This is a genomic window from Neisseria macacae ATCC 33926, assembly GCF_022749495.1.
Classification (GTDB): domain Bacteria; phylum Pseudomonadota; class Gammaproteobacteria; order Burkholderiales; family Neisseriaceae; genus Neisseria; species Neisseria macacae.
In genome coordinates, this window is the sequence record NZ_CP094241.1 from 671,734 (window position 1) to 693,803 (window position 22,070).

The 22,070-nt window shown below is 51.6% G+C and carries 24 protein-coding genes and 1 pseudogene; 15 read left to right on the forward strand and 10 right to left on the reverse strand.

Translation table 11 applies throughout. The features are described 5' to 3' along the window. Positions 1-2 precede the first annotated feature (2 nt). The 3 genes from MON40_RS03160 to MON40_RS03170 all read right to left on the reverse strand — a co-directional run bounded on the left by MON40_RS03160 (position 3) and on the right by MON40_RS03170 (position 1,760). The gene (locus MON40_RS03160) at positions 3-521 is read right to left on the reverse strand and encodes a DUF4189 domain-containing protein (RefSeq protein WP_003777050.1); all 519 of its coding nucleotides are present in this window, start codon (positions 519-521) and stop codon (positions 3-5) included. Positions 522-665: 144 nt separating this feature from the next. Next, positions 666-1,133, reverse strand: coding sequence for an SRPBCC family protein (locus tag MON40_RS03165; RefSeq protein ID WP_003758048.1), 468 nt, complete (start codon positions 1,131-1,133; stop codon positions 666-668). 165 nt (positions 1,134-1,298) lie between these two features. Further along, on the reverse strand, positions 1,299-1,760 hold the full coding sequence (locus tag MON40_RS03170; RefSeq protein WP_009312346.1) for a type IV pilin protein: 462 nt from the start codon (positions 1,758-1,760) through the stop codon (positions 1,299-1,301). Positions 1,761-2,125: 365 nt separating this feature from the next. Here MON40_RS03170 and MON40_RS03175 point away from each other — a divergent pair, with 365 nt between their 5' ends. The 9 genes from MON40_RS03175 to MON40_RS03215 all read left to right on the forward strand — a co-directional run bounded on the left by MON40_RS03175 (position 2,126) and on the right by MON40_RS03215 (position 10,074). Then, positions 2,126-3,307 (forward strand): efflux RND transporter periplasmic adaptor subunit, encoded by a 1,182-nt coding sequence (locus MON40_RS03175; RefSeq protein ID WP_003758056.1) that lies wholly within the window; start codon positions 2,126-2,128, stop codon positions 3,305-3,307. 96 nt (positions 3,308-3,403) lie between these two features. Beyond that, positions 3,404-5,341, forward strand: a complete 1,938-nt coding sequence (locus MON40_RS03180) for a MacB family efflux pump subunit (protein ID WP_003777051.1) — start codon at positions 3,404-3,406, stop codon at positions 5,339-5,341. Between the two features lie 257 nt (positions 5,342-5,598). Then, the gene (locus MON40_RS03185) at positions 5,599-6,075 is read left to right on the forward strand and encodes a DUF1877 family protein (RefSeq protein WP_003777053.1); all 477 of its coding nucleotides are present in this window, start codon (positions 5,599-5,601) and stop codon (positions 6,073-6,075) included. Between the two features lie 96 nt (positions 6,076-6,171). Continuing rightward, positions 6,172-6,546: a hypothetical protein gene (locus MON40_RS03190; protein ID WP_241429721.1), complete on the forward strand. Its 375-nt coding sequence runs from the start codon at positions 6,172-6,174 to the stop codon at positions 6,544-6,546. Beyond that, complete coding sequence (locus MON40_RS03195) at positions 6,543-6,872, forward strand: hypothetical protein (RefSeq protein ID WP_003777055.1); 330 nt, start codon at positions 6,543-6,545, stop codon at positions 6,870-6,872. The genes MON40_RS03190 and MON40_RS03195 overlap by 4 nt, the downstream gene beginning before the upstream one ends. Before the next feature lie 78 nt (positions 6,873-6,950). Further along, positions 6,951-7,241 carry a helix-hairpin-helix domain-containing protein gene (locus MON40_RS03200; RefSeq protein ID WP_003777056.1) on the forward strand — a complete coding sequence of 97 codons (291 nt, stop codon included), beginning with the start codon at positions 6,951-6,953 and terminating at the stop codon, positions 7,239-7,241. Between the two features lie 75 nt (positions 7,242-7,316). Continuing rightward, complete coding sequence (locus tag MON40_RS03205) at positions 7,317-8,699, forward strand: TolC family protein (protein ID WP_003777057.1); 1,383 nt, start codon at positions 7,317-7,319, stop codon at positions 8,697-8,699. Positions 8,700-9,039: 340 nt separating this feature from the next. Continuing rightward, the gene (locus tag MON40_RS03210; protein WP_003762636.1) at positions 9,040-9,645 is read left to right on the forward strand and encodes a glutathione S-transferase N-terminal domain-containing protein; all 606 of its coding nucleotides are present in this window, start codon (positions 9,040-9,042) and stop codon (positions 9,643-9,645) included. Between the two features lie 18 nt (positions 9,646-9,663). Continuing rightward, the gene (locus MON40_RS03215) at positions 9,664-10,074 is read left to right on the forward strand and encodes a ClpXP protease specificity-enhancing factor (protein WP_003758080.1); all 411 of its coding nucleotides are present in this window, start codon (positions 9,664-9,666) and stop codon (positions 10,072-10,074) included. 67 nt (positions 10,075-10,141) lie between these two features. On the opposite strand, the gene yidC is transcribed toward MON40_RS03215, so the two are convergent. The 5 genes from yidC to MON40_RS03240 all read right to left on the reverse strand — a co-directional run bounded on the left by yidC (position 10,142) and on the right by MON40_RS03240 (position 13,024). Continuing rightward, positions 10,142-11,788 (reverse strand): membrane protein insertase YidC, encoded by a 1,647-nt coding sequence (gene yidC, locus MON40_RS03220; RefSeq protein ID WP_003777059.1) that lies wholly within the window; start codon positions 11,786-11,788, stop codon positions 10,142-10,144. Positions 11,789-11,900: 112 nt separating this feature from the next. Then, positions 11,901-12,122 (reverse strand): membrane protein insertion efficiency factor YidD, encoded by a 222-nt coding sequence (yidD, locus tag MON40_RS03225; protein WP_003758087.1) that lies wholly within the window; start codon positions 12,120-12,122, stop codon positions 11,901-11,903. Next, on the reverse strand, positions 12,122-12,460 hold the full coding sequence (rnpA, locus tag MON40_RS03230; protein ID WP_003777060.1) for a ribonuclease P protein component: 339 nt from the start codon (positions 12,458-12,460) through the stop codon (positions 12,122-12,124). Before rnpA ends, yidD begins: the two co-directional genes overlap by 1 nt. 2 nt (positions 12,461-12,462) lie before the next feature. After that, positions 12,463-12,597 (reverse strand): 50S ribosomal protein L34, encoded by a 135-nt coding sequence (gene rpmH / locus MON40_RS03235; RefSeq protein ID WP_002214728.1) that lies wholly within the window; start codon positions 12,595-12,597, stop codon positions 12,463-12,465. Positions 12,598-12,643: 46 nt separating this feature from the next. Beyond that, positions 12,644-13,024, reverse strand: a complete 381-nt coding sequence (locus tag MON40_RS03240) for a hypothetical protein (protein ID WP_155814839.1) — start codon at positions 13,022-13,024, stop codon at positions 12,644-12,646. Between MON40_RS03240 and dnaA the strand changes: the two genes are divergently transcribed. The 4 genes from dnaA (at position 13,023) to MON40_RS03260 (ending at position 18,269) form a co-directional block, all read left to right on the forward strand. After that, positions 13,023-14,573 (forward strand): chromosomal replication initiator protein DnaA, encoded by a 1,551-nt coding sequence (dnaA, locus tag MON40_RS03245; RefSeq protein ID WP_039862798.1) that lies wholly within the window; start codon positions 13,023-13,025, stop codon positions 14,571-14,573. The two genes, MON40_RS03240 and dnaA, sit on opposite strands and share 2 nt — an antisense overlap. Positions 14,574-14,721: 148 nt before the next feature. After that, a complete protein-coding gene (gene dnaN, locus MON40_RS03250) occupies positions 14,722-15,825 on the forward strand; it encodes a DNA polymerase III subunit beta (RefSeq protein WP_003758101.1) in 1,104 nt (367 codons plus the stop codon). A 59-nt stretch (positions 15,826-15,884) separates the two neighbouring features. Further along, on the forward strand, positions 15,885-16,370 hold the full coding sequence (locus MON40_RS03255; RefSeq protein WP_003762651.1) for a disulfide bond formation protein B: 486 nt from the start codon (positions 15,885-15,887) through the stop codon (positions 16,368-16,370). A 237-nt stretch (positions 16,371-16,607) separates the two neighbouring features. Further along, positions 16,608-18,269, forward strand: coding sequence for an electron transfer flavoprotein-ubiquinone oxidoreductase (locus MON40_RS03260; protein WP_003777062.1), 1,662 nt, complete (start codon positions 16,608-16,610; stop codon positions 18,267-18,269). A 235-nt stretch (positions 18,270-18,504) separates the two neighbouring features. Here the strand turns inward: MON40_RS03260 and MON40_RS13495 are convergent. After that, positions 18,505-18,570, reverse strand: a pseudogene (locus tag MON40_RS13495) (transposase); the annotation flags it as partial. Between the two features lie 72 nt (positions 18,571-18,642). Continuing rightward, entirely contained in the window at positions 18,643-19,749 is a 1,107-nt protein-coding gene (serC, locus tag MON40_RS03265) for a phosphoserine transaminase (RefSeq protein WP_003777063.1), read from the reverse strand. A gap of 354 nt (positions 19,750-20,103) precedes the next feature. On the opposite strand from serC, the gene rimP reads away from it, so the two are divergent. After that, a complete protein-coding gene (rimP, locus tag MON40_RS03270) occupies positions 20,104-20,535 on the forward strand; it encodes a ribosome maturation factor RimP (RefSeq protein ID WP_003741871.1) in 432 nt (143 codons plus the stop codon). Between the two features lie 25 nt (positions 20,536-20,560). After that, positions 20,561-22,063 carry a transcription termination factor NusA gene (gene nusA / locus MON40_RS03275; RefSeq protein WP_003777064.1) on the forward strand — a complete coding sequence of 501 codons (1,503 nt, stop codon included), beginning with the start codon at positions 20,561-20,563 and terminating at the stop codon, positions 22,061-22,063. The last annotated feature ends 7 nt before the right edge of the window (positions 22,064-22,070 follow it).

The window sequence follows — 22,070 nt, forward strand, 5'->3', positions numbered from 1 at the left end:
TATTAGAATTTCGGCATTGAGCAGCCTTCTGAGACAACAATCTTACATCCAGAAACACCGGCTGCACGACATTTCCTTAAGGCTTCAGTTTCTGCAAGTCCGGGTTCTTTCATTCCGTAAAATGTCTTTAATATTTTTCCTTTATTACCTTGGGCAACGGCAATGCAGCCATTCCTGACTGAAGCAGCTATTACGCAAGGTTTATTGCTTCCTTCCCGTTCACAGGTTCTGATGGCTTCTCTCTCTGCAGCAGCTCGGGAATCCATATCGAGTGCGCCGCCCGAAATGCCCGTTTTAAGGTTAACTGCCAGTGCACCATATTTTGATGGAACATTGATATTAACAATTTCCGTAGGCTGTTTTCGTTGGTGCTGACGAGACGACGCACAGTTGGGATTGTAGCCATACTGACATAATGCCGAATTGTTTTGCAATGCGCCTCTGGTTGCATCATAAGTGGGATCAGCTGCATAAACGTTAAGGCTAGTCAGTCCCAACAATACAAAAAACAATTTTTTCATTACAATTCCAATCTTTTGTTTTTTAAAAATTTTAATATTTAAATGTAGAAATACTAGGATGGCTTACTTCCTTTGCCGGGTTGTTTCATGGTGTCTGTGATCACTGTCTGACTGCTACCTGTTGTCCATGAAGTATTATATTACTTATTCAATTTGCTGCGTTTTTTCAACATGACCATTCCATCGGGCAGCCCACTCTTTTAATAAACAGTGGCGTTTTTCAAATGTCCGACGCAAAGTCGGTAGTCCGATTAGCCGGTCAATCGTTTTTCCCAGCCCGAAAGTAAATTCCACCGTATCCGTCACACAGGTACGCCCTCCGGAAAATCTGAATTCATGCGTATGGCGGAAGGAGCGGTAAATCCCTTTCAGCATCAGGTCGGTAAACGATTGGTTCGGCTCAAGCGAAATGATTTCGGCACGATGCCGCAACCAAATCCCGCAAACTCTGTATCTGAAATCCAAAATATCTCCACGCGCCCAGTATTCCTTTTCCGACAGCCATTGCACGTCAAACGGAAATTGACAGGCAAACCCGTGTCGGGAAGTGCAGTAGCGGAATATCGGTTCGAGCGGCGCATCCAGCCGGACGCTGCGGGTGTAAGTCAGCATGATATCGACCGTTGTGGGTAAAAATGGGGATGTTGATAAGAGTGGTGCGGTCGGTATCAGTTCATAAATTGCATTGAACGGCGTGATTTGGTGTTGATAATAGAATAAAGGTCGTCTGAAAATTTTCAGACGACCTTTATGATAAATCGCGGCAGCGGGTTCAAATTATTCTTGGCTGATGGGTTCGAAGCCCGGGCAGTCTTCATTATTTTTGGAATTGCTTGCCCAGAAGATGCCGTCGCTGTTGAGGTAAACGGAGCAGGTCTCGGTGGACTTGTATTCGTCTGTGGGTTTGGCTTCGAGGATGTATCTTGAGGAGGCGGAGTTTACGATTTTTTTATCGTTGTCGTCCGGGCCTTCGAAGTTGAAGATGGAGATATTGAAATATTGGTTTTGAACCAAGGGGGGCAAGGCGGGATTGCCTGCTTCGGCTTTTACGGTCGCATGCTGGGCGTAGTAACGCTCGAGGTTTTGGGCGTTGATCAGCAGCTCGGAGCGGACGCTTTCCAAGCGTGTTTTGCGGACGTAGCGTTGGTAAGAGGGATAGCCGATCGTCGCTAAAATCGCGATGATCAGGACGACAACGAGTAGCTCGGGGAGAGTAAAACCTTGTGATTTGTTTTTCATAGTAAGTGTCATTGTGTTGTTATATTTATCATGCCGGGTCGTCTGAAAGGTTCGGGGAGGCGGCCGTTGTTGGGTTTGATAGATGTTGAATTATAGTTCTTTTCTCTTGTTTTGAATGTTTGGATAAATATTGAGATTGGGAAAATATGTAAATACGTTGAAATATTCTGGAAAAGGGTTTTGATTATTTCTATTTAAAACAATAAGTTAAATTTTAGTTTAGTCGGTTATTGTCTTGGCTGGGGTGGATGTTTACAGTAAAATCTGCCCGTTTTCAGCGTTTTCGGCGGATAAGTGTTGGGATTATGCGACATGAATCGGGTGCCGGATTGAACAGATGAAATGGATGAATCAGAAAGTCAGTTATGGCAAAAATTATTAATAAATGGACGGTTGGAATAACGGTTGCTGCGGTGCTTGGGTTTGCTGCGTGGTCTTATTTCCAGCCCGAACCGCAAACTTCTTACATCACGGAAACGGTCAAACGCGGCGACATTAGTCAGACGGTATCCGCCACGGGCGAGATTTCGCCGTCGAATCTGGTGTCGGTGGGCGCGCAGGCTTCTGGGCAGATTAAGAAGCTGTACGTCAAGCTCGGACAGCAGGTCAAAAAGGGCGATTTGATTGCGGAAATCAATTCGACCACTCAGGTGAACACGCTGAATACGGAAAAATCCAAGCTGGAAACGTATCAGGCGAAGTTGGTTTCTGCCGAAATTGCGCTGAACAGCGCGGAGAAGAAATACAAGCGCGAGGCGGCTTTGTGGAAGGAAAACGCGACGTCCAAAGAGGATTTGGAAAGCGCGAAGGATGCGCTGGCTGCGGCTAAGGCAAACGTTGCCGAGCTGAAGGCTTCCATCAAGCAAACCAAAATTTCCATTAATACCGCCGAATCGGAATTGGGCTATACCCGCATTACCGCGACGATGGACGGTACGGTGGTGGCGATTCCGGTGGAAGAAGGGCAGACCGTGAACGCGGTGCAGTCCACGCCGACGATTATCCAGTTGGCGAATCTGGATACGATGTTGAACAAAATGCAGATTGCCGAAGGCGATATTACCAAGGTCAAAGCGGGGCAGGATATTTCGTTTACGATTCTGTCCGAACCGGATACGCCGATTAAGGCGAAGCTCGACAGCGTCGACCCGGGCTTGACCACGATGTCGCTGGGCAGCTATACCACCAGTACGGACACGACTTCCAATGCGATTTACTACTACGCCCGCGCTTTGGTGCCTAATCCCGACGGCAAACTTTCCATCGGTATGACGACGCAGAACACGATTGAAATCAACGGCGTGAAAAACGTTTTGCTCGTGCCGACGCTGACGATTAAAAAACACGACGGCAAATCGTTTGTCAGCGTTTTGGGCGCGGACGGTAAAGCTTCGGAACGCGAGATTACGGTCGGTCTGAAAGACAGTATGAACACCGAAGTGAAAAGCGGTTTGAAAGAAGGCGACAAGGTGGTGATGTCGGAAATGAGCGCGGCGGAGCAGGCTGAAGCGGCGCAACGCGCCATGCAGGGCGGTCCGCCGAGATAAATAGGCAATAGGTCGTCTGAAAGTTTTGTTTCTGAGCAAAATCCCCCTTTCAGACGACCTTTCCATTCCATACATCATTATCGGTCGGACACACTTATGAGCTTAATCGAATGTAAAAACATCAACCGCTACTTCGGCAGCGGCGCGAACCGCGTTCATGTTTTGAAAGATGTCAGCCTGTCGATAGAGAAAGGCGATTTCGTCGCCATCATCGGGCAGTCCGGTTCGGGCAAATCCACGCTGATGAACATCCTCGGCTGCTTGGATAGCGCGACTTCGGGTTCGTATCAAATCGACGGCATCGAAACCGCCAAAATGGAGCCGGACGAATTGGCGGCATTGCGGCGCGAACGCTTCGGCTTTATTTTCCAACGCTACAACCTTTTGGGTTCGCTGACGGCGCGGGACAACGTCGCCCTGCCTGCCGTGTATATGGGCATGGGCGGCAAAGAGCGTTCGACGCGTGCGGAGAAACTGTTGCAAGATTTGGGTTTGGAAGGCAAAGAAGGCAACAAACCCAGCGAACTTTCCGGCGGTCAGCAGCAGCGCGTCTCCATCGCCCGCGCCCTGATGAACGGCGGCGAAATCATCTTCGCCGACGAACCGACCGGCGCGCTCGATACCGCCAGCGGCAAAAACGTAATCGAAATCATCCAAAAGCTGCATAAAGAAGGGCATACCGTGATTATGGTTACGCACGATCCCGGTATCGCCGCCATCGCCAATCGCATCATCGAAATCCGCGACGGCGAAATCATCTCCGACAGTTCAAAAAATCCCGAAATCCCCGAAAGCAAAATAGAACGCATCAAAGAAAAATCTTCGTGGCTGTTTTATTACGACCAATTCGTCGAAGCCTTCAAAATGTCGGTGCAGGCGATTATGGCGCACAAAATGCGCTCGCTTCTGACCATGCTCGGCATCATCATCGGCATCGCCTCGGTCGTGTCCGTCGTCGCTTTGGGCAACGGTTCTGAGAAAAAAATCCTCGCAGACATCAGCGCGATGGGGACGAACACCATCAGTATTTTCCCCGGACGCGGTTTCGGCGACAGGCGCAGCGGCAGGATTAAAACCCTCACCATTGACGACGCAAAAGTTATCGCCAAACAAAGCTACGTCGCTTCCGCCACGCCGCAGACCACCTCCGGCGGCACGCTGACCTACCGCAATACTGACTTGTCCGCCTCGCTTTACGGCGTGGGCGAACAATATTTCGACGTGCTCGGGCTGAAGCTGGAATCAGGCCGTCTGTTTGACGAGACCGATGTGAAAGAAGACGCGCAAGTCGTGGTGATCGACCAAAACACCAAAGAAAAACTCTTCGGCGCGGACGTCAATCCGTTGGGTAAAACCGTCCTCTTCAACAAACGCCCGCTGACCGTCATCGGCGTGATGAAAAAAGAGGAAAACTCCTTTGGCAACGCCGACGTATTGATGCTCTGGTCGCCCTATACGACCGTGATGCACCAAATTACCGGCGAGAGCCACACCAACTCGATTACCGTCAAAATCAAAGACGATGCCAACACCCAAGTCGCCGAAAAAGGGCTGACCGAGCTGCTCAAAACGCGGCACGGCACGGAAGATTTTTTCATGAACAACAGCGACAGCATCAAGCAGATGGTTGAAACCACCACCGGTACGATGAAGCTGCTGATTTCCTCCATCGCCTTGATTTCATTAGTGGTCGGCGGTATCGGCGTGATGAACATCATGCTGGTGTCCGTAACCGAGCGCACCAAAGAAATCGGCGTGCGCATGGCGATTGGCGCGCGGCGAAACAACATCCTGCAACAATTCCTGATTGAAGCGGTCTTAATCTGTATCATCGGCGGCTTGGTCGGAGTAGGGCTGTCCACAGCCATCAGCCTCGTGTTCAACCAATTCGTCACCGAATTTCCGATGGAAATTTCCATAGGCTCCGTCATCGGCGCGGTTGTCTGCTCGACAGCCATCGGCGTGGCGTTCGGTTTTATGCCCGCCAACAAAGCCTCCAAGCTCAATCCGATTGATGCCTTGTCTAAGGATTAAGTTTTCAGACGACCTCCAAACCTAAGGGGTCGTCTGAAAAAGCAAAAGTCGGGTCAGAACCCGACGCAACACCGAATACACGATTCACACAATACATTGCGAAAACAGCCCGAGCGTCGTCTGAATCCGCAACATATAGTAGATTAACTAAATCAGGACAAGGCGAGGCAACGCCGTACTGGTTTAAAGTTAATCCACTATATTTCAGACGACCCCTCCCGAAACAGGCATCTTCAGCCTTCAATACAAGGAAACCTATGGACGTTTACGCAACATACACAGCCTATCCGCAAAGCGGCATCGAACAAATCAAAGCCTCCTCCGGCACGCCTGCCGCCGTATCCGAATGCAGCGCAGGCAAACTATGGGACGCGCTGCATTTCGTCCTGACCGGCAAAGGCTCGGACGATGCCGACGCGGCAAACCCGTTGAGCAAAGCCATTATCGGCAACATCCTGCGGCAGGATGAAGAAGCGGGCGAACACACCGGCTGGATCGACGATACCGAAACCGCCGAAGTGGCCCAAGCCCTGAACCAAGCCGATTTCGCCGCGCTGCTCGACGGTAAAGCTGCAGCAGATTTTCAAAACAACCAAATCTACCCCGATATTTGGGGCGATGAAAAAGCCTTTGCCGAAACCCGCGCGGAATTGGCGCAGCGGTTTAAAGAACTCGCCGCGTTCTACCAAGCCGCCGCCGAACAGCATTGCGGCGTCGTGGTCAGGATTTCATGATTTCAGACGACCTTTTTGAATGGGAAAAGGTCGTCTGAAAAACGGATTCAACGGCGAAAGGTACATGAATAATTGATTTAATTGAATTTTATTGAAATGAGTAATACGAATTACGTTTGTTTTTCCTGCCGCACCGCCGTGCGCCGTCCGAAACGCTATTTCCGCCCCCAAGACAGCAGTTCGCCCCGTTGTTCGCAGTGTTCCAAACCATGTGTGGAGCTGTCCGATAGAATTCCGCTTCCGTCGAAACATAAAACCAAAGAATGGCAGAAATTGCAGCAGGATTTGTGGCGGCAACAGTTGCAAATATTGGAGAGACAGCAACGCTCCAGAGTCAGGTATAAGCATGAACTCGAACACGAAGCCGATCGGTTGGAGCGTAAACTGCAAGAGCCGATGCATCCGCAAACTGCCAAACAATTAAAACGTCTTCTGAAAAATTGTTTGAAGAACTTAGAACAAGTCAAATGACCGAGCAAGAACTGGTGCGCCGTTTCCATCAGGCTTTAACCGATATTTCCGCCCTTGCGGAAGCCATTGGCGAACTGCATTGGAAAAGGGCTTTTTTCGACAAGGCGGCGCGGACGCTTGAAAACGAATCCCTGCCTTTTGAAGAACGTTTGGAGCTTGCCTGCGAACAAAGCCACGTTTTCGGCGGCATGGGTTCTTGGAATGATTCCCCGCCGTTCTCCGCCCACGAACACGGATTGTCTGATGAGTTTGAGAAGACCACTTCGACTTTGTATGAAATACGTTCGACGGCAATGGTGCATTTAAGGTGGAAGAGCGGAAAGTAGCGTGGGCTTTGCCCGCGAAAACAAGTTGATCCATCCGATTGCTGGTTTTCAGACGACCTCCAAATCAAAGGCTGAAACATGAACCCCGACAAAGTACAACGAAGCAAGCTGAATACATTGACCGACCTGCCCAATGTCGGCAAAACCGTGGCGGAGGATTTGGCTTTGCTCGGCATCACGCAGCCGCAGGATTTGGCGGGGCAGGACGCTTATGAAATGTACGACCGCCTGTGCAGCCTGACCGCAACCCGACACGATCCCTGCATGATCGATATTTTCCTGTCGCTGGTTGATTTTATGCAGGGGAACGAACCGAAGCCGTGGTGGCATTTTACGGAACAGCGAAAAGCGTTTTTAGCCGATAAATAAACGCAGCCGATGAGATTGTTCAGACGACCTCCAAACTTTTCAGGTCGTCTGAAACCTTAAACCGAAAGACACAACATGCAGACAAAACCTTTTTTTCAGACGGCCTTATCCCTGTCGCTCGCCCTTGCCTTAAGCGCGTGCGCCGTCCACAGCACCGACAAAAACCTCACGCTCGAATCGACGGGGCAGGTCATGAGCGCGGCGGAAACCGCCGAACGCTACGACGTGAACGGCAACTGGTGGGAAATCTATCAAAGCCCGCAGCTCAACGCCCTGATGTCGCAGGCTTTGGAAAACAATATCGATTTGAAACAGGCGGCCATCAGCGTCAATAAAGCCCTGTATCAGGCGAATATTTTGGGGGCGGATTTGGTGCCGTCGTTCAGCGGCTCGTTGAGTGCGTCCACATCCAAAAACCTGAAAACCGGCAGCCACGGCAACACCTTCAGCAGCCAGCTCGGCTTGAGCTACGAATTGGATTTGTGGCGCAAACTCAGTGCCACCGCCGACGCGCAAGTATGGGAATACCAAGCTACGCAGCAGGATATGGCGAACACGCGCCTGACTTTGATCAACAATGTCGCCGATGCCTATTTCAATATTGCCTACCTCAACGAAGCCATTGAATTGGCGCAGAAATCCCTCAAGCAATATCAGGAAATCAACCGCATTGCCGAAGCCAAGTTCCGCTACGGCAGAGCCGATTCCAGCCAGCCGACGCAGGCGAAACAATCGCTCTTGAGTGCGCAAAACAACCTGATTTCCCTGAAAAACAGCCTCGACACGCAAAAACAGGTTTTACGCAACCTGCTCAACCTCAAACCGAACGAAGCCATCGCCGCCGACCCCGCTCAATACCGCCTGCTGCCCGTCAAAGGCGTGAACCTCGACGTACCGATTACCGTGTTGGCGAATCGCCCCGACCTGCGTGCCGCCGAATACCGCCTGCAATCCTCGCTCCAGTCCGTCGAGGCGCAAAAACGCAGTTGGTATCCCTCGATTACATTGGGCGCGAGCTTGAGCACGTCGTCTGAAAAAGCCAAAAGCGCGTTCAATATCCCGCTACTGGGCGGCTCCGCCACCATCAACCTGCCGTTCCTCAACTGGCAGACCATGAAGTGGAAAGACAAAACCGCCCAAGCCAATTTCGACAGCGCCAAACTCGACTTTGAAAAAGCCCTGACCACCGCGCTGAACGAAGTCAACACCAACTACCTCGCCTACCAAAACGCCCAAGCCGCACTTAACAACCAAGAGCAGCGTTACGCCTTAGACAAGAAAAACAGCCGCTACTACCAAGTGCGCTACCAACACGGCAAAAACGAGCTGAAAGACTGGCTCGAAGCGCTGAACAGCGAATACAGCTCCGCCCAAAACGTGCTGAACCAGCGGTACGAGACGCTGAAATACGAAAACATGGTGTATAAAGCGATGGCGGGCCGTTATACGCCGAAGTAGGGCGGTCGGCTCGAGAGGTCGTCTGAAAACTGAAAAAAACGGTTTTCAGACGACCTTTTTGGCGGCTTGTCGGAAACAAGCCGGTGTGCAGTAAAAACGTCGGTAATGTCCCGCCGCGGTTTAAATTTGCTGTAAAAATCGAAACGCCTCGGAAAAGCAAAGAATTTGAGTTTGGATATCGTTTTTTAGAAATTCGAATTTTATTGAAAATAGCTTGATAAACAAAAGGATATGTGCTTTTTGTGGAATTGTTGGATGCAATCGCGTATAATTTTGCGATTGTTTTATTCTGCAATTTCAGGCAGTAGATTGTCTGGGATGCTTATAGGAGCCCAATACCATGATGATATTATATTCAGGCATTACATGCCCGTTCAGCCAACGCTGTCGCTTCGTCCTGTACGAAAAAGGCATGGATTTTGAAATCAAAGACGTTGATATTTTCAATAAGCCCGAAGATCTTGCCGTAATGAATCCGTATAACCAAGTCCCCGTTTTGGTTGAACGTGATTTGATCCTCTATGAATCCAATATCATCAATGAATACATAGACGAACGCTTTCCCCATCCGCAACTGATGCCCGGCGACCCCGTGATGCGCGGCCGCGGACGATTGGTTTTGTTCCGCATGGAAAAAGAGCTGTTCAGCCTGGTGCATGTATTGGAAAACCCGAATTCCACCAATAAAGAAATGGCGAAAGCGCGCGAAGCCATCGGCAACGGTCTGACCATGCTTGCGCCTGCGTTCACCAAAAACAAATACATTCTCGGCGATGATTTCTCAATGATTGACGTGGCGTTGTCCCCATTGCTGTGGCGCCTCGACCATTACGACATCAAACTCGGCAAATCCGCCGCACCATTGCTGAAATACGCCGAACGTATCTTCCAACGCGAAGCCTTTATCGAAGCCATGACCCCCGCTGAGAAGGCAATGCGCCGTTAAAGGCCGAAAGGATTCATCATGACGACATCTACCAAGCCTTATCTGATTCGCGCTTTGTACGAATGGTGTACGGACAACAATCAAACGCCGCACATTGTCGCATGGGTAAACGAACATACCCGCGTCCCCATGCAGTATGTTCGCGAAAACGAGATTGTCCTCAATATCGGACCGACTGCCAGCCATAATCTGAATATCGACAACGATTGGATCAGCTTTTCGGCCCGCTTTGGCGGCGTAGCGCACGATATTTGGATTCCGGTCGGACACGTTGTCAGCCTGTTTGCCCGAGAAAGCGGCGAAGGCATGGGATTTGAAGTCGAACCCTATGAGCCTTCCGATAAAGAACAACCGGAACAGGAAACTGAAAACAAACAAGAAACCGATGCGCCGGCAAAATCCGGTAAGGTGTTGAAGTTTGTGAAATAGGTTGGAAATGTAAAAGGTCGTCTGAAATTAAGTTTTCAGACGACCTTTTTAGTATGTCAAACCGCCGTTAGGAAACAACTTCGCCTTGGGCGCGTTGTTTGTCGATGCTACGGTTGATGTGCCATTGTTGGGCGATGGTCAGGAGGTTGTTGACTACCCAGTACAATACCAGACCGGCAGGGAAGAAGAAGAACATGGCTGAGAAAATCAGCGGCATGACTTTCATCATTTTTGCCTGCATCGGGTCGGTCGGCGGCGGGTTGAGGAATGTTTGGGCAAACATGGTTACCGCCATAATTACGGGCAGGATGTAGTAGGGGTCGGAGCGGCTAAGGTCGGTAATCCAACCCAGCCAAGGTGCCTGACGCAATTCTACGGAGGCGAACAATGCCCAGTACAAGCCGATGAAGACGGGGATTTGCAACAGCATGGGCAGGCAGCCGCCCAGCGGGTTGATTTTCTCGTCTTTGTAAAGCTGCATCATGGCTTGCTGTTGTGCCATACGGTCGTCACCGTATTTTTCTTTGATGGCTTGCAGTTTGGGCGCGGCGGCGCGCATTTTAGCCATCGAGCGGTAAGAGGCGTTGGTCAGCGGGTAGAGTACGGCTTTGACGATAATGGTCAAAACGATGATTGCCCAGCCCCAGTTGCCGATAATGTTGTGCAGTTGGTTCAGGAGCCAGAAGAGGGGGGAGGCGAACCAGTGTACTTTGCCGTAGTCTTTTGCCAGTTGCAGGTTGTCGGCGATGTTTGCGATGACGGATGTGGTCTGCGGGCCGGCGTAGAGGTTGATGGAGGCTTCGGATTTCGCGCCGTTTTGGATGGCGGCAAGGGGAACGCTGACGCTGGTGCTGTACAGGTTGTCGTTGCGACGTTTGATGTCGATACGGCAGTCGCCTGCGGCGCAAACGCTTTGTCCGCCTTTGGGTTGGAGAATCCAGGTGGACATGAAGTGGTGTTCAATCATGCCGAGCCAGCCGGTTTGGGTTTTGCGGGCGTATTCGGCTTCGTTTTTGCCTGATTTGGCATCGTCGTCCAAGTCGGAGAAGTTGACTTTTTGGAATTTGCCTTCAGGGGTGTAAACCACCGGGCCGACGAAAGAGCGGGTAAAGTAGCCTTGGCCTTCCGGTTCGCTGCGGTCGCGTACGATGCGGTAGTCCGCGCTCAGGTTGGCAGGCTTGCCGCTGGTGTTGGTGATGTCGAAACGGACGTTGACGAGGTAGCTGTCTTTGGTAAAGGTATAGACTTTGTCGATTTTCAGTCCGTTTGTTTCCGGCGCGCTCAGGCGGACTTCGACTTTGTCGCCGTTGAGGCTGTATTGTTTTTGCGCTGCGGTAAAGTTGACGCCTTTCAGGATGTTGTTGCCTTGTGCGTCCAAAAGCTCGGACTGGGCAACGTAGGTGTATTCTTTGCTGTCGTTAAACAGGGTGAAGGGTTTGTTTTCGTCGCCATTTGCTTTGTATTTGAGCAGGGTCATTTGACGCAGGTCGCCGCTTTTTTCGTCGATGATGGCTTTGACCGTGTCGGTTGTTACGGTAATCGGCGTTGCGGGGGCGAGTGCGGCTTCAGTGGCAGCGGTTGCGGCGGTTTGCTGCTGCTGTTGCTGCGCGGCTTGTTGTGCCGGATTGGGTTTGGGGCTGGGGAAGAAATGTTCCCAGCCGGCATAGATTGCCAGCGAAATGGCAAAAAATGCTATAAATCTTTTAAAATCCATAAGAGATTCCTGGAATTGACGGGTATGTAATGGAGATGAAAACTGCTTCAGACGGCATTATATAGAAACCGACGGGAAATTAAAGGAAATCAAGTTATCCGAATGATTCGGATTACGGGACGGGGTCGTGTCCGTGTCCGCCGAAGGGGTGGCAGCGGGCGATGCGTTTGAGGGCGAGCCAGCCACCTTTGAATGCGCCGTATTTTTTGACTGCCTCGACCGCATATTGCGAACAGGTCGGGGTATAGCGGCAGCGCGGCGGTATCAGCGGGCTGACGGCGTATTGGTAAAAACGGATCAGCGCGAGGATGAATTTGGACAACAGGGTATTCATCAGCGTTTGCGCATAAGTTGCACCAATTGGTTTCGGGCTTCGGCGGCATTTTGCCGGTTGAATGCCAGGCGGACGCGTACGACGAAATCATGCGGCGGCAGGCTGTTTTTGTTCAGTCTGAACCAATCTCGGATGACGCGCTTCATGTAGTTGCGTTCATGCGCGCGTTTCGCTGTTTTTTTGCTGACGACCAAGCCGAGCCGCGGATGGTTCAATCCGTTGTCGGCAGATTGGGAAACTTGCAGCAAATCGCGGCTGCGCCGGTTTTTGAACGCAAAAACGGATGAAAAATCATCCGTTTTTAATAAGCGGTACTGCTTTCCGAAGCGGTAGTCCAAAATTACACTGCCAAGCGTTTGCGGCCTTTGGCGCGACGGGCTGCCAATACTGCGCGGCCACCGCGGGTTTTGGAGCGGACCAGGAAGCCGTGGGTACGTTTGCGTTTGGTAACGGAAGGTTGATAAGTGCGTTTCATGATGTTTCCTAAAAAATCGGTAGATAAATAAACTGTGAATTACACTCTAATTTTCATCTTTTGTCAATCTCGGTTGAGTAAATGGATATGGCGCGCGGGGTGATTCGGTTTGCGGATTCGCGTGGTGCTTTGTGGATAAAATTTCCGGCGGGTTGTGGATAAAGTTTGGCGGAGTGGGTATAATCGGCATTTCCTGTCCCTTTGTCGGGCGATAGGTCGTCTGAAAATGTTGATGCGGATTTATCGTGATGATTTTCCAAAAATAATTTAATTGTATTTTCAGACGGCGTCCGGTTTGGCGGATAAGGTTTGTGCGGTATTTGCGACACTTTTTCCGTCGGGCTGAAACCGCATTTTCAAAGGCTGCAATTTCCGACGGTTTCTCTCCGTTTCTTTCCAACGATTTCCACGACTCGAGCTTATTCATGACGCTAGCAGAATTTTGGCCGCAGTGCCTCCGCCGACTTCACGATATTTTGCCTGCCGGGCAGTTCGCGCAATGGATTGCGCCCTTGACCGTGGGCGAGGAAAACGGCGTGTGGGTGGTTTACGGTAAAAACCAGTTTGCCTGCAATATGCTCAAAAGCCAGTTTGCCGCCAAAATTGAAGTGGTGCGTGCGGAATTGGCTCCGCAACAGGCGGCTTTTGCGTTTAAGACGGGCGCGGGGCAGCATTATGAAATGTCGGAAAATGCGGGGGCGGTTGCGCCTGAACATGCTGCGTTGACGGAAGAAATGCCGAAAGCGGACGCGCAAGAATCTTTTTCGGACGGGACGTCGTCTGAAAACTCAGACAGACCCTCCGTTGCGAAAACGGCGGCGGATATTTTGGCGCAGCGCATGAAAAACCTGCCGCACGAAAGCAAACAGCCTGCCGCCGCGCCCGCAGAATCCAAAGCCGTTGCCAAAGCCAAAACGGAAGCGCAACGCGATGCGGAAGAAGCGCGTTACGAGCAGACCAATCTGTCGCGCGACTACACATTCGATACCTTGGTAGAAGGTAAGGGCAACCGCCTTGCCGCCGCCGCCGCCCAAGCCATTGCAGAGAACCCGGGGCAGGGCTACAACCCGTTTTTCCTGTACGGCAGCACGGGTTTGGGTAAAACCCACTTGGTGCAGGCCATCGGCAACGAACTGCTGAAAAACCGTCCTGATGCCAAAGTGCGCTATATGCATTCAGACGACTATATCCGCAGCTTTATGAAGGCGGTGCGCAACAACACTTACGATGTGTTCAAGCAGCAATACAAACAATACGATCTGCTGATTATCGACGACATCCAGTTCATCAAAGGCAAAGACCGTACGATGGAAGAATTCTTCTATTTGTACAACCATTTCCATAACGAGAAAAAACAGCTCATCCTCACTTGCGACGTGTTGCCTGCCAAAATCGAAGGCATGGACGACCGCCTCAAATCGCGTTTTTCATGGGGTTTGACTTTGGAACTCGAGCCGCCCGAGCTGGAAATGCGCGTGGCGATTTTGCAGAAAAAGGCAGAAGCGGCAGGCATCAGCATTGAAGACGAAGCCGCATTGTTTGTTGCCAACCTGATTCGTTCCAACGTGCGCGAACTGGAAGGCGCGTTCAACCGCGTCAGCGCCAGCAGCCGCTTTATGAACCGCCCCATTATCGACATGGATTTGGCGCGTACGGCTTTGCAGGACATCATTGCCGAAAAACACAAAATCATTACTGCCGACACCATTATCGACGCGACTGCCAAATATTACCGTATTAAAATCAGCGATATACTCGGCAAAAAGCGCACGCGCAACATTGCCCGTCCGCGTCAAGTCGCCATGAGCCTGACCAAAGAGCTGACCACCCTCAGCCTGCCGTCCATCGGCGACGCTTTCGGTGGACGCGACCACACGACCGTCATGCACGGCGTGAAAGCCGTAGCAAAACTGCGCGAAGAAGATCCCGAGTTGGCGCAAGATTACGAAAAACTCCTGATTCTGATTCAAAATTGAGCCAGAACCGGTTTTCAGACGACCCCTATCTTAAAAGGTCGTCTGAAAACGCAAATACACTTTGATTTTAACGGCGGCGCATTATTCATCCCGCACGCCGAACCCGATTCAAAAACACCCGAAATAACCGATTCAAAAGGAATTGACCATGCTGATTTTACAAGCCGACCGCGACAGTCTGCTCAAGCCGCTGCAAGCCGTTACCGGTATCGTCGAACGCCGCCATACCCTGCCCATCCTCTCCAACGTCCTGCTCGAAAGCAAAGACGGTCAAACCAAGCTCTTGGCGACCGACTTGGAAATCCAAATCAACACAGCTGGTCCGGAAAGTCAGGCAGGCGATTTCCGCATCACCACCAACGCCAAAAAATTCCAAGACATCCTGCGCGCCTTGCCCGACAGCGCCATCGTTTCGCTCGACTGGGCGGACAACCGTCTGACCCTGCGTGCAGGCAAATCACGTTTCGCCCTGCAAACCCTGCCTGCCGAAGACTTCCCGCTGATGAGCGTCGGCGAAGACATCAGCGCAGCGTTTTCCCTGTCGCAGGAGACTTTCAAAACCATGCTGTCTCAAGTCCAATACAGCATGGCAGTACAAGACATCCGCTACTACCTCAACGGCTTGCTGATGCAGGTTGAAGGCAACCAACTGCGCCTCGTCGCCACCGACGGCCACCGCCTTGCCTACGCCGCCAGCCAAATCGAAGCCGAATTGCCCAAAACCGAAGTCATCCTGCCACGCAAAACCGTTTTAGAACTCTTTAAACTACTGAACAACCCGTCCGAACCCATCAGCGTCGAGCTGCTCAACAACCAAGTGCGCTTCCAATGCAACGGTACGACCATCGTCAGCAAAGTCATCGACGGCAAATTCCCCGATTTCAACCGCGTCATCCCGCTGGACAACGACAAAATCTTCCTCGTTTCCCGTACCCAACTTTTGGGCGCACTTGAACGCGCCGCCATCCTTGCCAACGAAAAATTCCGCGGCGCGCGCCTGTTCCTGCAACCCGGCCTCTTGAGCGTCGTGTGCAGCAACAACGAGCAGGAAGAAGCACGCGAAGAACTCGAAATCGCCTATCAAGGCGGCGAACTCGAAGTCGGCTTCAACATCGGCTATCTGATGGACGTATTGCGCAACATCCATTCCGACGATATGCAGCTTGCCTTCGGCGATGCCAACCGCTCGACCTTGTTTACCGTGCCGAACAACCCGAACTTCAAATACATCGTTATGCCGATGCGCATCTGATACAGCGGTTGTTTTGAAACTCATAAGAGGTCGTCTGAATAATTGGAAAGTTTAAGGTTATGAATTTTTTTAGAAAAACTATCTTTTTTCTGGTTGTCTTATCGATCTTGGCTGCCTGCGGTTCGTTCGTCTCACAATATGTTTTAGGAATGGACCCTTGCGTTTTGTGTATTTTGCAGCGCTTGTCGGTTTTGGCGGTCGGATTGGTGGCTTTGGCGGCAGCATTTTTCCGTCAGGCTTCTAAGATTGGCAGACTGTTCAGCGCCTTGTTGGTCAGTGTGCCTGCGGTTTATGGTGCGGGTGTTGCGGCCTATCAATTGTGGCTGCAAAGCCTGCCGCCGGGCAGTGCGCCGTCCTGCGGTGCGCCGTGGACTTTCCGTTTGAAGGATTGGCCGCTGTTTGACTGGTTTGAACCGATTGTGCGTGGCTTTGGCGATTGTGCCGTACCGGACTATCTGCTGGGTATTGCACTGCCGTACTGGAGCATCGCCTATTTTGGCTTTGTGATTGTATTGGTGTGGTTTGCCTGGTTTAAAACCAAATAGCTGCAAAGATGAAAAGGTCGTCTGAAAACCGAAAATATGGTTTTCAGACGACCTTTGATGTATTTGGTAACTATATGTTCCCGTTGTATAATCGCGGGTTTTCAATTCAATATAGTGGATTAAATTTAAATCAGGACAAGGCGACGAAGCCGCAGACAGTACAGATAGTACGGCAAGGCGAGGCAACGCCGTACTGGTTTAAAGTTAATCCACTATAATAAACATACAGGAACCGCCATGACAGAATCCATCACCCGCGACAGTATGCAGTACGATGTCGTGATTGTCGGCGCAGGCCCGTCGGGTTTGTCCGCCGCCATCAAACTCAAGCAGCTTGCCGAAAAAAACGGGCGCGAAATCAGCGTTTGCGTGGTGGAGAAGGGGTCTGAGGCGGGCGCGCATTCGCTGGCGGGTGCGGTCATCGATCCGATTGCGCTGAATGAGCTGATTCCCGACTGGAAAGAAAAAGGCGCGCCGCTGACGCGTGCGGTAACGCAGGACAAAGTGTTGTTCCTGACTGAGAAAAAGGCGTTCAATCTGCCGGTTACTCCTAATTTCGACAATCACGGCAACTACATCGTCAGCTTGGGCGAAGTCGTGCGCTGGTTGGCGGAGCAGGCGGAAAATATGGGTGTGGAAATCTATCCGGGCTTTGCCGCCGCCGAAGTGCTGTATCACGAAGACGGTTCGGTCAAAGGCATTGCGACCGGTAATATGGGCGTAGGCAAAGACGGCGAGCCGACCGACAGTTTCCAGCCAGGCATGGAGCTTTGGGCGCAGCAAACCCTGTTTGCCGAAGGCTGCCGCGGTTCGCTTTCCAAACAAGTCATCGAACGCTTCAAACTCGACCAAAACAGCCAGCCGCAAACTTACGGCTTGGGCATCAAAGAGATTTGGGAAGTGTCGTCTGAAAAACATCAGCCCGGCTTGGTGATACACAGCGCGGGCTGGCCGCTGGACAGTCAAACCTACGGCGGCGCGTTTGTTTACCATTTCGACGACAACAAAGTCGCCGTCGGTTTCGTGGTCGGTTTGGACTATCAAAACCCTTATCTGTCGCCGTTTGAAGAGTTCCAACGTTTCAAAACCCATCCCGAAATCCGCAAAACCTTCGAAGGCGGCCGCCGCATTGCTTACGGCGCGCGTTCGCTGATTGAAGGTGGTCTGCAAAGCCTGCCGAAGCTCTCATTCAAGGGTGGCGTTTTAATCGGCGATGCGGCGGGTTTCCTCAATATGCCGCGCATCAAAGGCATTCATACCGCGATGAAATCCGCCATGCTCGCCGCAGAAGCCGTGTTCCCCTTGTTGGAAAACCTTGAAGAAGCGGAGGGTTTCGACAGCGGCAAAGAAGCGGCGGATTATCAGCAACGTTTCGAACAAAGCTGGCTGTATCAAGAGCTTTACGCCGCGCGTAATGTGCGTCCGTCATTCAAATGGGGCGTTTACCTCGGTTCAATCTATACCGGCATCGACCAGATGATTTTCAGAGGCAAGGCCCCGTGGACCTTGAAACATCACGGCAAAGACAACGAGCAGCTCAAAAAAGCCGCCGCGTGCAAGCCGATTGATTACCCGAAACCCGACGGTGTGTTGACCTTCGACCGCTTAAGCAGTGTCTTCCTCGCCAATCTCGCGCACGAAGAAAATCAGCCCGACCATTTGGTGCTGAAAAATCCGCAAACGATGATAGACGTGAACTACAAAGAATACGCCTCGCCCGAAACGCGCTATTGTCCGGCTGGTGTGTACGAAATCGTCGAAGAAAACGGCAGCCCGCGCCTGCAAATCAACGCCGCCAACTGCGTCCACTGTAAAACCTGCGACATCAAAGATCCGACGCAAAACATCACTTGGATTTGCCCCGAAGGCGCAAGCGGACCGAATTACGGCGGGATGTAGGTTTCGGCGGTAGCTTGGACTAAGTTGGGCAAACATTTGCCGCGCCGGATAAAGAAAGGTCGTCTGAAAATCCTGATTTAAGGTTTTCAGACGACCTTTTGGGTTTTTCAGGGAGCGGGCATTAACAGAATATCGTTGATTTATAGTGGATTAACTTTAAACCAGTACGGCGTTGCCTCGCCTTAGTTCAAAGAGAACGATTCTCTAAGGTGCTGAAGCACCAAGTGAATCGGTTCCGTACTATCTGTACTGTCTGCGGCTTCGTTGCCTTGTCCTGATTTAAATTTAATCCACTATACCTGATTACGGTACGCATTCATCCGCGCTTGAGATTTGTGTTGAATCGGCTGTGCTTTTAAAGGCGCATTTTGTCTTAGCCGTAACGCCGTTGGAAATCGCTCATAAAGTCCGCCAATGCCTGTACGCCTTCGAGCGGCATGGCGTTGTAGATGCTGGCGCGCATGCCGCCGACGGTTTTGTAGCCTTTAAGCAGGCACAGGCCTTGCAGTTCGGCTTCGAGGACGAAGCGGCGGTCGAGTTCGGCGGAGGCGGTTTGGAAGACGACGTTCATTTTGGAGCGGGCATCGGGGCGGATTCGGTTGATGTAGAAGCCGCCGCTGTTGTCGATGGCGTCGTAAAGCGTTTGGGCTTTGATGTTGTTGACGGCTTCGATTTTCTTCACGCCGCCTTGTGTCAGCAGCCAGCGGAACACTAAACCTGACATATAAATGGCGTAGGTTGACGGGGTGTTGTACATGCCGTCGCGGTTGATGTGGGAACGGTAGTTGAAAACGTCGGGAATGCTGTCGGGGCAGCGGTCGAGCAGGTCTTCTCGGGTGATGACGACGGTTGTGCCGGCAGGACCGATATTTTTTTGTGCGCCCGCGTAAATCAGCCCGTAGTCGGAAACGTCAAATTCGCGCGAGAGGATTTCGCTGGACATATCGCAAACGAGCGGCGGCAGGTCGTCTGAAAGTTTGGGAACGGTTTGGTATTGCAGACCGTTGACGGTTTCGTTGATGGCGAAGTGGACGAAGGCGGAGTTTTTGTCTATGTCCCAAGTTTCGACGGGCGGCAGGGCGGTGTAGTCGAATTGTTCGCCGCCGTGTGCCGCCAGTCGGATTTCGGCATCGGTCAGGCGGCTCATTTGTTCGTAAGCAATGCGGCTCCAGTTGCCCGTTACCACTGCGTCGGCAGACGGAAAGCCATGCGCCAGGTTCATGGCGACCATGTTGAATTGCGTGGTCGCGCCGCCTTGCAGGAACAGGATTTTGTAGTTGGAAGGAATGTTCAGCAGCGTGCGCAGGTCTTGTTCGGCATGATGGAGGATGCTGAGAAACATTTCCGAGCGGTGGCTCATCGCCATGACGGGGAAGCCTGTGCCGTTGTAGTCGAGCATTTCTTGTTGTGCGGTACGCAATACGGCTTCGGGCAGGACGGCGGGACCTGCGGAAAAGTTGTAGATGGGGCGGGCGGACATGGCGAGGCCTTTTTGTTTCGATGATAACAGCTTTGGATTTTAGAATGACGGCGTGCTTCGTGCAAGCCGTATGGCAGGAAAATGGGGTCGTCTGAAAAAGAAAGATTGGAAATAAAATGATTATTATCAATGGGTAAGGTTTAATGGCGATTTTTCAGACGACCGTTTTTGTCAACAATTTTAAGCTTGGTTTTATGCTGCCAGGCGTATCCATTCTATGAGGTCGTCTGAAAAAAGCCGCGATAAATCAACGCTTTTCTTTTGAGTGGAAAGCGGTTATAATAAGCCAATTTTTCAATTTTGACGAAAAATGGCCACGGGGCCATTTTTTTGTTTATGTACTCCGGGAGATTCATGGATATTCAAACAATTCTCGAAAAAACCCTGCCGGGTTTGGGCTACGAACTGGTCGATTTCGAGCTGACTGCGCAAGGCACGCTGCGCGTGTTCATCGATAAGGAAGGCGGTATCACCGTCGAAGACTGCGCGACTGTCAGCAATCATTTGAGCCGCGTGTTCATGGTGGAAGACATCGATTATAAAAATCTGGAAATTTCCAGCCCCGGCCTTGACCGGCCTCTGAAAAAAGCCGCCGATTTCGTGCGCTTTGCAGGACAACAGGCAAAAATCAAAACCCGCCTGCCGGTTGACGGACAAAAGAATTTTATCGGCCGCATCGAGGGTTGTGAAAACGATACCGTAACGCTCTCTTTCGACGGCAAAACCGCGCAAATCGGCTTGGATAATATCGATAAAGCCCGCCTGCGCCCCGAATTTAAATTTTAAAACTTGATATTGGAGATTCTAAAAAATGAGTCGCGAAATGTTGCAACTTGCCGAAGCGTTGGCAAGCGAGAAAAACGTTGAAGCGGAAGTGGTATTCCAAGCATTGGAATTTGCTCTTTCTACCGCAGCCAAGAAAAAAGCCGACCGCGAGCATATGGACGTGCGCGTCGAAATCGACCGCGATACCGGCGAATACCATACTTACCGCCGCTGGCTGATTGTTGCCGACGAGGATTACACCTATCCCGACCTGGAAAAAACCATCGAAGAAATCCAAGAAGAAATTCCGGGTACCGACATTCAAATCGGCGACTACTACGAAGAAACGCTGCCGAACGAAGGCTTTGGCCGCCAAGCCGCGCAAACTGCCAAACAAATCATCCTGCAACGCATCCGCGATGCCGAGCGCGAGCAAAATCTGAACGAATTCTTGGCCGTTAAGGAAGACATCGTTTCAGGTACGGTAAAACGCGTAGAGCGCCACGGCATCATCGTCGAAGTCGTTCCGGGCAAGCTGGACGCGCTGATTCCGCGCGAACAAATGATTCCGCGTGAAAACTTCCGCGGCGGCGACCGTATCCGCGCGCTGTTTTTGCGTGTGGACGAAATCGGCAACACTGGCCGCAAACAAGTCATCCTCAGCCGTACTTCGGGCGATTTCCTCGCAAAACTGTACGAAATGGAAGTACCTGAAATTGCAGACGGTTTGTTGGAAATCCGCGAAGTGGCGCGCGATCCGGGCCAACGTGCGAAAGTGGCGGTCAAAGCCAACGACCAACGCATCGATCCGCAAGGCACTTGTATCGGCGTGCGCGGCTCCCGTGTGAACGCCGTCAGCAACGAATTGGCAGGCGAGCGCATTGATGTGGTGCTGTGGTCGTCTGAAACTGCCGAGTTCGTGATGAACGCACTGTCTCCTGCCGAAGTCAGCCGTATCGTGATTGACGAAGACAAACACGCGGTTGACGTGATTGTCGCCGAAGACCAGCTTGCGCTTGCTATCGGCCGCGGCGGTCAAAACGTGCGCTTGGCATCTGATTTGACAGGTTGGCAGTTGAACATCATGACTGTCGAAGAAGCGGACGAACGCACTGCTGCCGAAGACGCAGCCATCCGCGACCTCTTCACCGCGCATCTGAACATCGACGACGAAACCGCCGATATTTTGGTAGAAGAAGGTTTTGCCACGCTGGAAGAAGTTGCTTACGTTCCGGCTGCCGAATTGCTCGCCATCGAAGGCTTTGACGAAGAAATCGTCGAAACCCTGCGCAACCGCGCGCGCGATGCGATTCTGACCATGGCGATTGCGTCCGAAGAGAAGCTGGAAGAAGTTTCAGACGACATGCGCAATCTGGACGGCGTAGATTCCGATATGCTCCGCAAACTGGCGGAAGCCGGCGTAACCACCCGCGACGATCTGGCGGAACTGGCCGTTGACGAACTGATTGAAATAACCGGTGTAGATGAAGAAGCGGCGAAAAAAGTGATTCTTGCCGCCCGCGAACACTGGTTTACTGAAGAGAACTAATGGGGGT

What these genes read in the sequence shown, in the direction of transcription:
- MON40_RS03160 (WP_003777050.1), bottom strand. Translation starts at nt 521, where the DNA reads ATGAAAAAATTGTTTTTTGTATTGTTGGGACTGACTAGCCTTAACGTT.
- MON40_RS03165 (WP_003758048.1), bottom strand. Translation starts at nt 1,133, where the DNA reads ATGCTGACTTACACCCGCAGCGTCCGGCTGGATGCGCCGCTCGAACCG.
- MON40_RS03170 (WP_009312346.1), bottom strand. Translation starts at nt 1,760, where the DNA reads ATGAAAAACAAATCACAAGGTTTTACTCTCCCCGAGCTACTCGTTGTC.
- MON40_RS03175 (WP_003758056.1), top strand. Translation starts at nt 2,126, where the DNA reads ATGGCAAAAATTATTAATAAATGGACGGTTGGAATAACGGTTGCTGCG.
- MON40_RS03180 (WP_003777051.1), top strand. Translation starts at nt 3,404, where the DNA reads ATGAGCTTAATCGAATGTAAAAACATCAACCGCTACTTCGGCAGCGGC.
- MON40_RS03185 (WP_003777053.1), top strand. Translation starts at nt 5,599, where the DNA reads ATGGACGTTTACGCAACATACACAGCCTATCCGCAAAGCGGCATCGAA.
- MON40_RS03190 (WP_241429721.1), top strand. Translation starts at nt 6,172, where the DNA reads ATGAGTAATACGAATTACGTTTGTTTTTCCTGCCGCACCGCCGTGCGC.
- MON40_RS03195 (WP_003777055.1), top strand. Translation starts at nt 6,543, where the DNA reads ATGACCGAGCAAGAACTGGTGCGCCGTTTCCATCAGGCTTTAACCGAT.
- MON40_RS03200 (WP_003777056.1), top strand. Translation starts at nt 6,951, where the DNA reads ATGAACCCCGACAAAGTACAACGAAGCAAGCTGAATACATTGACCGAC.
- MON40_RS03205 (WP_003777057.1), top strand. Translation starts at nt 7,317, where the DNA reads ATGCAGACAAAACCTTTTTTTCAGACGGCCTTATCCCTGTCGCTCGCC.
- MON40_RS03210 (WP_003762636.1), top strand. Translation starts at nt 9,040, where the DNA reads ATGATGATATTATATTCAGGCATTACATGCCCGTTCAGCCAACGCTGT.
- MON40_RS03215 (WP_003758080.1), top strand. Translation starts at nt 9,664, where the DNA reads ATGACGACATCTACCAAGCCTTATCTGATTCGCGCTTTGTACGAATGG.
- yidC (WP_003777059.1), bottom strand. Translation starts at nt 11,788, where the DNA reads ATGGATTTTAAAAGATTTATAGCATTTTTTGCCATTTCGCTGGCAATC.
- yidD (WP_003758087.1), bottom strand. Translation starts at nt 12,122, where the DNA reads ATGAATACCCTGTTGTCCAAATTCATCCTCGCGCTGATCCGTTTTTAC.
- rpmH (WP_002214728.1), bottom strand. Translation starts at nt 12,597, where the DNA reads ATGAAACGCACTTATCAACCTTCCGTTACCAAACGCAAACGTACCCAC.
- dnaA (WP_039862798.1), top strand. Translation starts at nt 13,023, where the DNA reads ATGACGCTAGCAGAATTTTGGCCGCAGTGCCTCCGCCGACTTCACGAT.
- MON40_RS03240 (WP_155814839.1), bottom strand. Translation starts at nt 13,024, where the DNA reads ATGAATAAGCTCGAGTCGTGGAAATCGTTGGAAAGAAACGGAGAGAAA.
- dnaN (WP_003758101.1), top strand. Translation starts at nt 14,722, where the DNA reads ATGCTGATTTTACAAGCCGACCGCGACAGTCTGCTCAAGCCGCTGCAA.
- MON40_RS03255 (WP_003762651.1), top strand. Translation starts at nt 15,885, where the DNA reads ATGAATTTTTTTAGAAAAACTATCTTTTTTCTGGTTGTCTTATCGATC.
- MON40_RS03260 (WP_003777062.1), top strand. Translation starts at nt 16,608, where the DNA reads ATGACAGAATCCATCACCCGCGACAGTATGCAGTACGATGTCGTGATT.
- serC (WP_003777063.1), bottom strand. Translation starts at nt 19,749, where the DNA reads ATGTCCGCCCGCCCCATCTACAACTTTTCCGCAGGTCCCGCCGTCCTG.
- rimP (WP_003741871.1), top strand. Translation starts at nt 20,104, where the DNA reads ATGGATATTCAAACAATTCTCGAAAAAACCCTGCCGGGTTTGGGCTAC.
- nusA (WP_003777064.1), top strand. Translation starts at nt 20,561, where the DNA reads ATGAGTCGCGAAATGTTGCAACTTGCCGAAGCGTTGGCAAGCGAGAAA.